This window comes from Companilactobacillus sp., from assembly GCF_022484265.1.
Taxonomy (GTDB): domain Bacteria; phylum Bacillota; class Bacilli; order Lactobacillales; family Lactobacillaceae; genus Companilactobacillus.
This window is the reverse complement of the sequence record NZ_JAKVLR010000001.1, coordinates 1,585,451-1,598,515: the sequence shown is the minus strand read 5'-3', so window position 1 is coordinate 1,598,515 and position 13,065 is coordinate 1,585,451. Positions and strand designations below refer to the sequence as shown.

Genomic DNA, 13,065 nt, shown 5'->3' with positions numbered 1-13,065 from the left:
GTCACGTTTCACATGAAACATTGTTTCAAAACCCAACCACCTCATGAGGTTGGGCAATATTTTTTAAAAAGGAGGTTCTTTTTAATGAAACAAGGATCGATTTTTGATGATCAAGCTCAACAAAATTCACCCTTAGCTAATCGAGTTCGTCCAACTGATTTTGACGGATTTACCGGACAAAAGCATTTGATTGGCAAAGGAAAAATCTTGCGTGATCTGATTGACCAAGACAAGCTATCATCAATGATTTTTTGGGGACCTCCTGGTGTTGGCAAGACTACATTGGCACAGATTATTGCCCATAAGACCAAGTCACAATTCATTACTTTCAGTGCGGTAACTAGTGGTATTAAAGAGATTCGTGAGATCATGCAGGAAGCAGAAAATAATCGTGAGATGGGTGAAAGAACAGTCGTCTTCATTGATGAAATTCATCGTTTCAATAAAGCTCAACAAGATGCATTTTTACCATTCGTTGAACGTGGCAGCATCATTTTGATTGGCGCAACAACTGAGAATCCATCTTTTGAGATCAATTCCGCCTTGCTGTCCCGATGCAAAGTTTTTGTGCTTAAACAATTGACGGTTGATGATATCGTCGAACTTTTGCATAATGCTCTGAAAAATCCGGAGGCGTTTCCCGATTATAAAGTAGAAATCAGTGACAACGATATTAAAACGATTGCTGAATTTGCTAATGGGGATGCTAGAACGGCGCTAAATACGCTGGAAATGGCAGTTTTGAATGGTAATCGTAAGATCGACAAGGTCGAAGTTGAAGAGGGTACTTTAGGCCAACTGATCAATACCAAATCACTTCGCTACGATAAAAAAGGCGACGAGCACTACAACATTATTTCTGCGCTTCACAAGTCGATGCGAAACAGTGATGTCGACGCAGCTATTTATTGGTTAACGCGAATGCTTGAGGGTGGAGAAGATCCACTCTACATCGCAAGACGATTAGTCAGGTTTGCAAGTGAAGATATTGGATTGGCTGACACTAGGGCACTGTCGTTAGCAGTCGATGTTTTTCAAGCTTGTCAGTTCATTGGTATGCCTGAGTGCAATGTTCATTTGACAGAGTGCGTGATCTACTTGTCTTTAGCACCGAAATCAAACGCAGTTTATGCGGCCACTGGCAAAGCTAAGTCGGATGTTAAAAAAACTGGCAATGAACCGGTACCCTTACAGATCCGCAATGCTCCAACGAAGTTAATGGAAGAATTAGACTATGGAAAAAATTATCAATACGCGCATAATACAGAGGACAAGTTGACTTCAATGAAGACAATGCCACCTGATCTTGAGGGGCACGAATATTATTTTCCAACAACACAGGGGAATGAAGAACGCTTTAAGCAACGTCTAGAATACATTAAGCAATGGCATCAAAATCAGAACCAAAAATAGGGGAACGTCATGAGAGAAAAATACGTCAAAACTAGCAAGCTTCAAATGTCATACGAAATATCAGGTCCAGAAGACGGACAACCAGTTATTTTATTGCATGGTTGGCCTGACTGCGTGAGAACTTGGGATGAAGTGCTGCCACATTTGCATAATAGTGGCTACCAAACTTTTGTGCCATCACTTCGAGGCTTTGGTCACACTACTTTTTTGGATGACAATGCTCGTCGAACTGGAGGTCCATTGGCGTTTGCGACTGATATCAAGGAATTTATCGAAGCCTTAGACTTAACGTCAGTCCGGATCATTGGCCAAGATTGGGGAGCCTTTACCGCGATGACTTTAGCTAGTCTCTACGGTACCGACTTAGTAAAATCGGAAGTTGTCTTGTCCGAAGGGTGGCAAATGTTCAGCCGGATGTCGTTGAAACAAATTAAGGAATACTGGTATCAATGGTATATGACGACTGATCAAGGTGCAGAATACGTTCGCAAACGTCAAAGCGAATTCGCACTCTTCATGTGGAAGGAATGGAGCCCAAGATTTACTATGACTGCACAGAAAGCCCAAACGTTGACTAGTTTTTTCCAAAATGAGGACTGGGCGGAAGTAACTTTGGATACTTACCGTCAACGTTGGGGCGTTAATCCATTTGATGAGGAATATTCTGAGATGGACCGACAATTGAAAAAGTCGGCTCAGATCTTGGTTCCGACTTTGAACATTATTGGAAAAGAGGATAGCTGTACGGATTATAAATCAGCTACCCAGATCTCAGAGTACTTTGAAGGACCTTTCGACCAACAATTTTGGGACGAAGCAGGACACTTTATTCAACGAGAAAAACCACGCGACATTTCTTATGCCGCAGCAGACTGGTTTGATAAATATTAGAAAGGACGAGAATCTTTTGGATTCTCGTTTTTTTGTCGTTAAATGCTGGCATCCTTGGTTGTTCGTTGGCGTAGCCAACATTTTAAACGGTTGCGCACGCGCCAAAGGCGACGTACGTTCCTTTATTTATTTCCCTACTGAGCCGGGGCATCGATTTCCGTCCTCCGTCTAAATAGAGTTAGGTCAAGATCTCCTCGTAGGTTGAAATAGGGTATGCGACTTTTTCATGTAAAAATTATTTACTTGTCTAAATATTTTGGCTAGTGCCTCTTTTACTGAAACCCCGTTTAGATTACTCCTCTCCTTCTGCTCTGGTCGCTTTTATTTTTGATGGTGGAAACGCGTGAAAATGTCTTGAGGCAGGGCACATAAGACAATCCAACACTACGAGGGCGTTACGCGCCCCACTCCGTATTGGCTTATCTTATGCTTTGCCTCAATTCAGACATTTTCACGCTCTGATTCGAAACGCGCAAAAATACCTTGAGGCAGGGCATATACGCTTGCTCAATACTCTGGGGCCAAACGGGCCTCGCCAAATTGATCAATCTTATATTTGTGCCTCAAACCAGGTATTTTTGCGCTCTTTTTTCAAATTAGGGTTTTACCTTGTTGACAAATGTAAACGATGAAGATATTATTTAGTTATTGATTACAGATGTAAACGATATGTGGAGGGATGATTTTGACAAAAATATTAGTACTGATTGTTGGATTGGCAGTTATTGGGTTTATCGTTTGGTGGTTCTTCGGCAAACATGAATCTGCTGAGGTGGCTGCTGACGTTAAAGATAATACGCAAAGTATCGACGTACTCGTCAATGGTGGTTATTCACCAGAAACGGTCGTTTTGAAAAAGGGTGTTCCGGCTGTTCTTAACTTCACTCGAAAAGATCAATCTAGTTGTTTGGATCGAGTGGTTTTTTCAGACTTCGGCGTAAACCAAGCTTTACCGATCAATCAAAAAGAAGAGATTAAGATCGATACTAGCAAGGCTGGAGAATTCCAGTGGGCTTGTGGCATGGATATGTTCCACGGAAAATTAATCATTAAATAAATCGGGGTAAAAATTATGAACGAAAACGTACAAGAAGTAAAAGTTGAAGTTGCTGGTGGCTACAAACCAGACGTAGTTAATTTGAAAAAAGGCGTTCCTGCAAAAATTTCATTTACGAGAACTAATGACCAAGGCTGTTTGGATGTGGTTCATTCTAAAGAACTTGGATTTGAAGAGGACTTACCGATCGATGTGACTAAAACAGTAGATGTCCCAACTGATAAAGCTGGTGAATTTAGCTTTAGTTGCGGGATGGACATGTTCTTTGGGAAAGTGGTGATCTCATAATGTCGATAACAAAACGTTTCTGGATCTCATTACTTTTTTCATTACCAATGTTGGCTAACATGATCCTGATGCCATTTGGTTGGATGATGCCAGGTGGAAACTGGACGCAACTAGCTTTAACAACCGTTATTATGTGGATCTCAGCACGTCCATTTTGGCAGAGTGCTTGGGCTTCATTTACTAAGCACCATTCAAATATGGATACATTAGTCGCAATTGGTACGGTAACTGCTTATCTGTACAGTATCTACGCAATGGCAACGCACCAAGCTGTCTTTTTTGAAAGTGCAGCTTTTGTAACGACATTTGTCTTGTTAGGACAAGTATTTGAAGAGAGAATGAGAAATAATGCTTCAAATGCAGTTGAAAAATTAGTCGACTTGCAAGCTAAAGACGCTGAAGTTATGCGTGATGGAAAACTAGTTAAGATTCCACTTTCAGAAGTAGTCGTTGGCGATATTATCAGGGTAAAGCCTGGTCAAAAAGTCGCTGTCGATGGTGTGATCACAGAAGGTACATCTACTATTGATGAATCAATGGTCACAGGTGAAAGTATGCCTGTTGAAAAGAAGGCTGGCGACAAAGTCATCGGATCAACTATCAATAGCAATGGTACCTTCATGTTTAAGGCTGAAAAAGTCGGCAACGATACGATGCTTTCACAAATCGTTGACCTAGTTAAAAAGGCTCAAAACAGTCATGCTCCAATTCAAAATTTGACTGATAAAGTTTCAGATATTTTTGTACCAGTAGTTTTGATCATCGCAATTTTAACGTTCATGATTTGGTACGTGTTCTTGGATGCATCAGTCGCTAACTCACTGATTTTTGCAGTGTCAGTTGTTGTGATTGCCTGTCCTTGTGCACTGGGTTTGGCTACTCCGACAGCGTTGATGGTCGGAACTGGTCGTTCAGCTAAAATGGGAATCCTCATCAAAAATGGTGAAGTTCTTGAAGCAGTTAACGAAATTAAGACGGTTGTTTTTGATAAAACAGGAACGATCACAGTTGGTAAACCAGAAGTAACTGACATTGTCGGTAATGAGCAAGAAGTTTTATCCGTTGCCACAGGTTTGGAACAATCTTCAGAGCATCCATTGGCATCTGCCATTGTTAAAAAATCTGAATCAATGAACATTAAAACTCCGCAAGTTGCTGACTTTAAGGCTATCGAGGGTAAAGGTGTCGAAGCTCTTATCAATGGTAAAAAATCATTTGTCGGTAACGATAAATTGTTAGATGATGTCGAAATTGGCAAAGAATTAGAACAACAAGTAGTCGAACTACAAGAACAAGCTAAAACAGTCGTCTTTGTTGGCGTTGAAAACCAAGTAGTCGGTTTGATCGCTATTCAAGATGCACCAAAAGAAACCTCTAAAGAAGCAATCGCTGACTTGAAAGCTCGTGGATTAAAGACAGTCATGTTGACTGGTGATAACCAACGAGTCGCTGAAGCAATTGCTAAACAAGTTGGAATTGACGAAGTTATCGCCGATGTCCTTCCTAGCGAAAAAGCTGACCACGTTAAATCGATTCAAGAATCAGGCAAGGTCGCCTTTGTTGGTGACGGAATCAATGATGCACCTGCATTGACAGTTGCTGACGTCGGAATTGCCATGGGCTCAGGAACTGATATCGCTATCGAATCCGGTGGTATCGTACTAGTCAAAAATGATTTGCGGGATGTTGATAAAGCTTTGGCATTAAGCAAAAAAACCTTCAATCGGATCAAACTCAATTTATTCTGGGCCTTCATCTACAACGTGTTAGGAATCCCAGTTGCAGCCGGAATTTTCTTTGGAATCGGCTTAACATTGAGTCCGGAATTAGCCGGACTAGCAATGGCCTTTAGTTCATTGTCAGTTGTAACTAGTTCAATGCTGTTGAACAAAGCCAGAATTACATCAAAGGCAAAAGCAGCTTAAAAAAACGAAACCTGCGGGTTTCGTTTTTTTTATCTTTGTAGGATGTCGTGACGGACAAACGAACGATGTGACGGTATAATAAAAGTATAATTAGGAGGTGTAACAATGACTGAAGAAACCAAATCATTAGCACAAATTATTTTTGAGTTTACAGGGTCAAAAGCTAATACAAGCGATATTGTTTCCAAAACAAATCTCTCGAAAAGTACTGTTTCTGATGCACTCAAACGACCAATTGGTAGAACGTCGTTCGAGGTTGCGACTAAAATACTTTTTGCAAATTCAGTATCGGTTGATAAAGTTGTTAGTCATATTACAGATGAAAAAATAGATCCATCGAAAGTGGAACTAAATTTTGTTAATCAAACGAATACTCCTGAATTAAGTATTATGGGAATAAAATTTTCTAATAAAGAAAATTATTGGAAAGCAAGAGATGGAATCATGAACAATATCTATGAAGGCATGTATCCTACAAAAGAAGATGTTGAGAACTCATACCGGATTCTTGAAGAACATGTTCCGGTCGAGAACGTCGTTGATGACATCATTAAAAAACATCAATCGAAGAAATGAGTTGGATTGATGAAACACTTCAACCTAATGGAACGATGATTAACAAACTTGCTATAACTGATTCGACAGAATTAGCTGAAATAGAGCGATTGATCGTATCTGCCAAGTATGTGTCCATACCTGATTATCGAATAGAATCAATTGATACATTGAAAAAAATTCACTTTTGGTTATTTTCAGACTTATATTCATGGGCAGGAAAGTTTAGAACAGGAGACTTTCAAAAGGGGAATACGGTGTTTTTTCCTAGAGAAAGATTTTACATAGCTATTAGTGATTTGAATAATCAAATAAGTGAAATTGTTAATTCTAGAGCGATCAGTAAGGATGATTTAGCTATAGAATCTGCTGGATTGTTATTAGACATTAATAATTTTCATCCGTTCCGCGAAGGGAATGGGAGAACTCAACGATTATTTATTCAATTGCTGATTAGACAAATGGGATTCAATTTTGATTTAAGCAGGGGATCTTTGAACTATAAGATTTACATGGATGCATCAATCAATGATGACAAAAAGAAAATGGCAACAATGATTTATAGTGGGATGAGCGAATTATAGTAATAGTACTTGAACAAAAATGTCAAACATGTTTTACTTTAATTGTAAAACATGTTTGACATTTATTTGTTTCTTGGGAGCTTTCATGAAAAATACGATCAGAGAAAAACGAAAAGAAGTTAAGCTGTCTCAAGATGAATTAGCTAAGATGGCTGGGGTAACACGGCAAACGATCAATGCCATCGAAAATGATAAGTATGACCCGTCATTGAAGCTAGCCTTCCAGTTGGCAGCAATTTTGCACATTCGAGTGGATGAATTATTCAAGTTTGGGGATGAACGAGATGACCAGTACTAAGAAATATTTTTTGCAGCGAGCAATTATGATCAGTTTAATGGCAGTTGTCATTGGTATGTGGTTAATCACAGCTAAACATAATTTGAGTGGTCTTTATCTGATCCTGATTCTTGTGATTGCCGGATTTGGACAACGCAGCTTGAAAAAGGCTGGTCTGAATCAAGGAAATCCATTTAAGACTGGATCTGATGGATATTCATTGGGACTTAAGCATGATGACGAGCGTGAAGCTCAAAATGCAGCAGTCGTCAGCTTCATCAGTGCCCGCATAACAATAATTTTTGTCATGTTGATCATGGGTCTGGCAGCAGTGTTTTTTAACGGAACAACATGGAGTTTCTTTGGATTTTCACTACCAGCAGGTAGCGTATTCAATGCAGTAAATTTTGGAATTGTTGGAACTTTGATTTTATTAGTTCAACAATGGAGCTTTTTCTTCAGCTTTAGTCATTTGAACAAATAAGCAATCTACCACGCAATATGAATTGAAGGGTCTCATTGGGATGTCCGAAAAGGAGATCAATGATGAGTAGATCCGCAAAGATAATCAGATTTACATTTTGGACTAACAATTTAGTGTGGCTCACTTTTTTCATCGGGTTGGTATTACTGATTTTGTGGGGTCAAATGTACCAAAATCACCTTATGCTGTTGGGTGCAGCGTTATTAGTTTTGGGGAGTCTGCTTGGGTGGTGGCAACAATCTTATTTGAAGAAACATTTAGGAATAAAATCATTCAAGGATAAGTATTTTTTTATTGATGATGAGCGAGAAAGGGAGATCCATCTGCAGATCTTGTCAAAAATCAGTGGCTCAGTATCACTGTGTTTATATGTAATTGTCATCATGACTGTCGGTCTGTCCTTGATGCCAAAAATGACAGTTAAAATTTTAGGAATCGTAGTTCTTACTATGGTCATGTTGACTGGAATTTATGTGAATTATCAATATTATTATCTTTGGAAAAAATACGATCAAGGTTAACTTAGATACGGCTTCAGCACAGTCATGTCAGCCTAATCAGACCAAATATCAAAAAATCTTTTTGACCAATATGTTTTTCTTATCATCGTTATAACAACAGTGTTTTATTTGTATTACAAAACTACCCAAATTATATTTTTATGTCCATTTACGTGATATATTTATTCCCGCCTAATAGGGGAGGATATACACATGAAAAAGATGAGGACTTTGAAAAAACGGTCTTACACTAGTTTGGCCGTTTTGTTCTTAGCAGGTACTTTTGTTACACCTGCTGGTAATGTTCTTGCTGCTACAGCTGACAGTTCAGCTACTTCCACGAGCAGCGAAGACAAGACCGAATATGCAATTGATCAAGTTAAGCAAAATGGTAAGGTGACTCTTTCTGGTAATGACAGTTTCGACTTGAAAGCTTTTGCCAAAGCAGTTGATCCTGACAATCAAGAAACTAGTACTCAGGACGCTGCAAAAGATTCAACGACAACCAGTGCATCAACCAATGCAGCTACTGATTCAACAGCTGATAAAGATACTGAGTCGACAACTACCACCGATACAAAAACTGACTCAACTGAGACTAAACCAGAGACTGATGATTCGACAAATTCAGAAGGTTTAGTCACTACCGAACCTACAACAGATAGTAATTCAGAAACGGATACTACTGCTGATAGTAAAGATACTGATTCAACAAAAGATACAACAACAGACGAAACGACAACCGATACAACCGCAACTGATGACACAACTACTGAGGTTCCGGTGCCAGATGTTATCAATAAGCCAAACGTTACAGCTAGTGACGCTGACACGTTGACAATGGATGATATCAACAATGTTTCACCTAAAACGTATAAAACTTTTTTGGGAAAAATCGCTGGTTTTATCGATGATAAGGTAACCGACGTTACTTCTGGAATTGCGGCAGCCTTGGGTTATCCATTGCTATTCAGCCGTTTTGGAACACAAGCTTTATCTGATTTCAGAACTCTTTTGAACCCAAATCGTTACGACGTTTCCAACACTTGGACGGACTTGGATCAACAATACGATCCAGCCAACAGTGAAGTTTATTACACTGCTGCTCAAAACTGGTGGAATACCGAAGCTGTTAAACAAGACGTTTCAGTTCCAGAATATAACAATGCTAACAAGTCGATTCGTGCTACTTATGTAGCTCATCCAGACTCTAAAAAAACAGTTATCATCGGCCAAGGTTGGACAGAACGTCCTGACTGGATCGGGGTCGTTTCTAAAGTCTGGTACGACATGGGATACAATGTTTTGATGCCTAGTCAACGTGGTCAATTCGCTAGTGATGGCAACTTGCTTTCATTTGGTTATTACGACAAGACTGACTGGAAGAGTTTGGTCAACAAGGTTAACGAAATGAACGGCGATGACGGTGAAATCATTTTTTACGGCCAATCACTAGGTGCTAACACTGCACTTGAAGCCGCTTCAGAAGAAGGACTTGCACCAAACGTTAAAGCAGTTGTTGCTGATGCAGGATACTCAACACTTCCTGCTTTAGGCGCATCGCTTTACAACAAAGCTTTGGCATCAGTTAACTCACCATTGAGTAAATTGATCATTCCAATTCATTTTGATAAGATTCCATTCTTGCCATATGAAAAAATTATGAAGAGTGTTAATAAGATCAACAAGTTCTTGCAAGGATTTGGTTTAGATGACGTATCTGGTATCGTATCAGCTGCTAAGACTACTTTGCCAGCTTACTTCATCACAACTGAAGATGATGCCTTCATTCCTGACACACAAAGTGTGGCTATGTATGATGCAAATAATTCAGCCATCAAGAAACTTTGGGTCCTTGATGGAAATGTTGGTGGACATGCCTCAGCTAACAACGCTGTGACTGAATATCAAACAAATATTCAAGCTTTCATTGACGAAGTTAATAAAGCAAATAATCTAAAAGTAAATGTTGAAGTAACAAATGCAGATGCTACAAGTACTGCTAAGGTTGCTTAAAAATTTGGAGCTGGTCCATTACGGATCGGCTCCTTTTTCATGAAAAAAGCAAAATGATGAAAACGAAATCAGTTATTTATGACTGAACCAACTCTGTAATCGACTGATACTAAAGCAATATCATAATATCGATTTTTTAAATTAAAAAGCTTTTTTCAGAAAATATCCTGGTTGTGATAGCATTTAGTCAAATACTAAGGAGGAAGTTCATGAAGGATATTGCGGTCTATTGTGGTGCCTCAGAAGGTAAGGACGAAATTTATCGCGAGGCGGCTATCGAATTAGCTCACTGGTTAGTGCAAAATGATTTGAATTTAGTATACGGTGGCGGTGGTGTCGGATTGATGGGCATCTTAGCTAAAACCGTTTTGGACGATGGCGGCAAAGTTTACGGGATCATGCCACAGGAATTAGTCGATCGTGGTGCGGCATACGAAGGATTGACTGAACTTAAAGTTGTTGAAGATATGTCCGAAAGAAAACGTCTGATGCTTGAAATGTCAGATGCCAGTATCGCTTTGCCAGGTGGACCAGGAACGCTGGAAGAGATCATCGAAGCATTCTCTTGGTCACGCTTAGGCGACAACGAAAATCCCTGCGTGCTCTACAATGTTCAAGGCTATTACGATTACTTGAAGAGCATGTTCAATTACATGACAGATAAAGGCTTTTTGACTAAGAAAGACCGTTCCAAACTATTTTTCTCAGATTCATTGGAAAATATCTACACATTCATGAACAGTTATATACCTCCAAAGATTCGCCAATATGCTAAATAATTAAAAACGAGATCAGTTGATCTCGTTTTTATATTGCCAATTTATTGATAAAAATTGTTTGTTGATATGGATGATTATTAGGAGCAAAATTCAGCGTTTTTCATGCTAAACTAACTGAAAACAACTGCGGGGAATAGCATGAAGTCGACGTTTACACTATTAAAATTTTTAGCCGTTATCATTTTTATTTTAACTTTGACCAGTTGCTCCCGCGAAGCTGAAGAAGTGGATGATGTAGAAGATCCAAGTGCCGGAAAAATTTTTAAAAATGGGATCCCCAAGATTTTTCAGGGTAAATACTATTATTCGGAATTGAGCAAGTATCCTGATGAAGACGACCACTTTTATTCGGTGGTATTTACGAAACGAACGGTTGATACCAAAGACTACAGTGACGAATATCCTCAGATTTTTGACACTGATTACTCCCATCACAAAATTTCAAAAAATACCTACATTCTGTGTCATTCAGGCAAGTATCTTAAAGCCGTGAAAAAGCCAAGTGGACAAATTATCGTTTCTGACGATGAGCTTGATTACAGATCAGCCGTTAAAGCAAAGTTAGAAAAGGTGTATGACAATAAGAAACCAGATAGCAGCTTTGGAATTACGACGGAGAATATGTTTGATCGTGAATACGTTTCAGACCAAGACTTTACCAGATATTATGAAATAGATTACAACAGAAGAAAGGCCTCGTTGTCGAATTTTATTTTATGGCAGGTCAACGCTGACGGAACCGAGTCAATTATTGAAAAATATGACAAGCTTGTGGCCAAGAAGGGTCGTTTTCATTTGGTCAAAGAAGACACCGATGAATACAAAGTTCTGTCGATTATTGGCAAAAATAAGTTAAAGGATGCAGAAACTGGTGAAGAATTTAAACTGTATTCTGGAAAAACTTCACCAAAAGAAGAGGTCTGGAAAAAGTTGGGTATCAAGATGAAAGAACCAATAAAGCCAGTGCCCAATACTAGTGAACCGATAATTCATGATCCCGCACCAACGCCCGTCAAACCAAAGAAATCAACTGACAAATACAGTGATCCAAACTATGATCCTGAATTGGACGACGATTACTTAGATGACTATAACGAAGCAGAATTCCAGGATCAATTTTAAAAAGAGCCGAGAGAGTGACAAAATATCGTCACAACCTCGACTCTTTTTTTTAGATGCAGTTTAATTATTTACGCGTTGGACCATTCATAGTTTTTAAAGTTAGTTGAATCCGAATGACCAAGAGTAGTGTTGCCAAACTTAATAGTAGAGTACAGCCCCTTCTTCGCATCGGTGGAAGATGTTAGATGACTGGCTCCATAAATGATCCCCGTGAAGGCGCAGTCTTGAGAAGAATCAATGACAGCCTTCTTTTGTTCATCATTCAATGATAAGAAGTCAGAGGTAACTTGGACAACGATTTTTTTGTTACCCAAGTATTGAATCGACTTAACCTTGTTGGAAAAGGCATAAGGAGAATTAGGATTGCTGTCGCCATTAAGATGGTTTTGATCATCTTTCAAAGAAATCGCAATACCCTTATTGACCTTCTTGATTTGAGCTTTACTATCAAGAACACTAGGATCATTTTCTTGTTGCTTCTTTTCCTGTTTCTGTTGGCGAATAGAAGCGTTTCTAGCAGCAATCTTTTGCTCATATGAAACACCTAGAATGACACCAGAAGAACCCAAAAGAAGCAGACAAATGATTGCAGCATATTTGAATAATTTTTTCGACGAAGCAGAATTTTCTTTCTTTTTAGACAAAACGAATAACCACAAAATAGGAATTAACCCAACTAATGGACCAATAAACATTAATATGAAACCTAACATACAAACTCCTTCGGAAATTTATTGTGGTAGTCATAATAATTCTAAGACAGCAAAACGAAAGACACTATTCGGATTTTGTATATGGAGATATCAAATAAATAATTGAGAATAAGGCAGAATTGAATCCAAGTTTTGAGTGTTTTGTCGTATAAAACTAGTGAGTTGGCAAAGCCAACAAGCGGGAACCAAGATAATTTAAAAATTGGAACAGACGAAAAAAATAGTGAAGGGAAGAATATGATGCATACCCTTTTCAAAGAATATTTAGAGAATTTGAACTAAACGTATCTAGGCGGAGGACGGACATCGATGCCCGGCCTAATAACAAGTCATGGAACGTACGTCGCCTTTGGCGCGTGCGCAACTGTTTAAAGTGTTGGCTACGCCAACGAACAACTAAGGATGAAACGATGTTCGTCCGGAGCCGGCAGTCCACCACACGTCTGCTCTAAGTTTTTGAC

General features: G+C 39.0%; 14 protein-coding genes. 13 read left to right on the top strand and 1 reads right to left on the bottom strand.

Annotated elements, in window-relative coordinates:
* Positions 1-84 precede the first annotated feature (84 nt).
* The 13 genes from LKF16_RS07755 to LKF16_RS07695 all read left to right on the top strand — a co-directional run bounded on the left by LKF16_RS07755 (position 85) and on the right by LKF16_RS07695 (position 11,891).
* The gene (locus LKF16_RS07755) at positions 85-1,413 is read left to right on the top strand and encodes a replication-associated recombination protein A (protein ID WP_291470216.1); all 1,329 of its coding nucleotides are present in this window, start codon (positions 85-87) and stop codon (positions 1,411-1,413) included.
* 9 nt (positions 1,414-1,422) lie between these two features.
* On the top strand, positions 1,423-2,304 hold the full coding sequence (locus tag LKF16_RS07750; protein WP_291470214.1) for an alpha/beta fold hydrolase: 882 nt from the start codon (positions 1,423-1,425) through the stop codon (positions 2,302-2,304).
* 679 nt (positions 2,305-2,983) lie between these two features.
* Complete coding sequence (locus LKF16_RS07745) at positions 2,984-3,361, top strand: cupredoxin domain-containing protein (RefSeq protein WP_291470213.1); 378 nt, start codon at positions 2,984-2,986, stop codon at positions 3,359-3,361.
* Positions 3,362-3,376: 15 nt separating this feature from the next.
* On the top strand, positions 3,377-3,649 hold the full coding sequence (locus LKF16_RS07740) for a cupredoxin domain-containing protein (protein WP_291470211.1): 273 nt from the start codon (positions 3,377-3,379) through the stop codon (positions 3,647-3,649).
* Positions 3,649-5,574, top strand: a complete 1,926-nt coding sequence (locus LKF16_RS07735; protein ID WP_291470210.1) for a copper-translocating P-type ATPase — start codon at positions 3,649-3,651, stop codon at positions 5,572-5,574. The genes LKF16_RS07740 and LKF16_RS07735 overlap by 1 nt, the downstream gene beginning before the upstream one ends.
* Positions 5,575-5,679: 105 nt before the next feature.
* A complete protein-coding gene (locus LKF16_RS07730) occupies positions 5,680-6,150 on the top strand; it encodes a winged helix-turn-helix domain-containing protein (protein ID WP_291470209.1) in 471 nt (156 codons plus the stop codon).
* Complete coding sequence (locus LKF16_RS07725) at positions 6,147-6,713, top strand: Fic/DOC family protein (protein WP_291470208.1); 567 nt, start codon at positions 6,147-6,149, stop codon at positions 6,711-6,713. The genes LKF16_RS07730 and LKF16_RS07725 overlap by 4 nt, the downstream gene beginning before the upstream one ends.
* 85 nt (positions 6,714-6,798) lie before the next feature.
* Positions 6,799-7,011 carry a helix-turn-helix transcriptional regulator gene (locus tag LKF16_RS07720; RefSeq protein WP_291470207.1) on the top strand — a complete coding sequence of 71 codons (213 nt, stop codon included), beginning with the start codon at positions 6,799-6,801 and terminating at the stop codon, positions 7,009-7,011.
* The gene (locus tag LKF16_RS07715; RefSeq protein WP_291470206.1) at positions 6,998-7,474 is read left to right on the top strand and encodes a hypothetical protein; all 477 of its coding nucleotides are present in this window, start codon (positions 6,998-7,000) and stop codon (positions 7,472-7,474) included. Before LKF16_RS07720 ends, LKF16_RS07715 begins: the two co-directional genes overlap by 14 nt.
* Before the next feature lie 164 nt (positions 7,475-7,638).
* The gene (locus LKF16_RS07710; protein ID WP_291472688.1) at positions 7,639-7,995 is read left to right on the top strand and encodes a hypothetical protein; all 357 of its coding nucleotides are present in this window, start codon (positions 7,639-7,641) and stop codon (positions 7,993-7,995) included.
* 192 nt (positions 7,996-8,187) lie between these two features.
* Positions 8,188-9,990: an alpha/beta hydrolase gene (locus LKF16_RS07705; RefSeq protein ID WP_291470204.1), complete on the top strand. Its 1,803-nt coding sequence runs from the start codon at positions 8,188-8,190 to the stop codon at positions 9,988-9,990.
* A gap of 209 nt (positions 9,991-10,199) precedes the next feature.
* Entirely contained in the window at positions 10,200-10,769 is a 570-nt protein-coding gene (locus tag LKF16_RS07700) for a TIGR00730 family Rossman fold protein (protein ID WP_291470203.1), read from the top strand.
* 138 nt (positions 10,770-10,907) lie between these two features.
* Positions 10,908-11,891, top strand: coding sequence for a hypothetical protein (locus LKF16_RS07695; RefSeq protein WP_291470202.1), 984 nt, complete (start codon positions 10,908-10,910; stop codon positions 11,889-11,891).
* Positions 11,892-11,959: 68 nt separating this feature from the next.
* On the opposite strand, the gene LKF16_RS07690 is transcribed toward LKF16_RS07695, so the two are convergent.
* Positions 11,960-12,604 (bottom strand): hypothetical protein, encoded by a 645-nt coding sequence (locus tag LKF16_RS07690; RefSeq protein WP_291470201.1) that lies wholly within the window; start codon positions 12,602-12,604, stop codon positions 11,960-11,962.
* Positions 12,605-13,065: the final 461 nt, after the last annotated feature.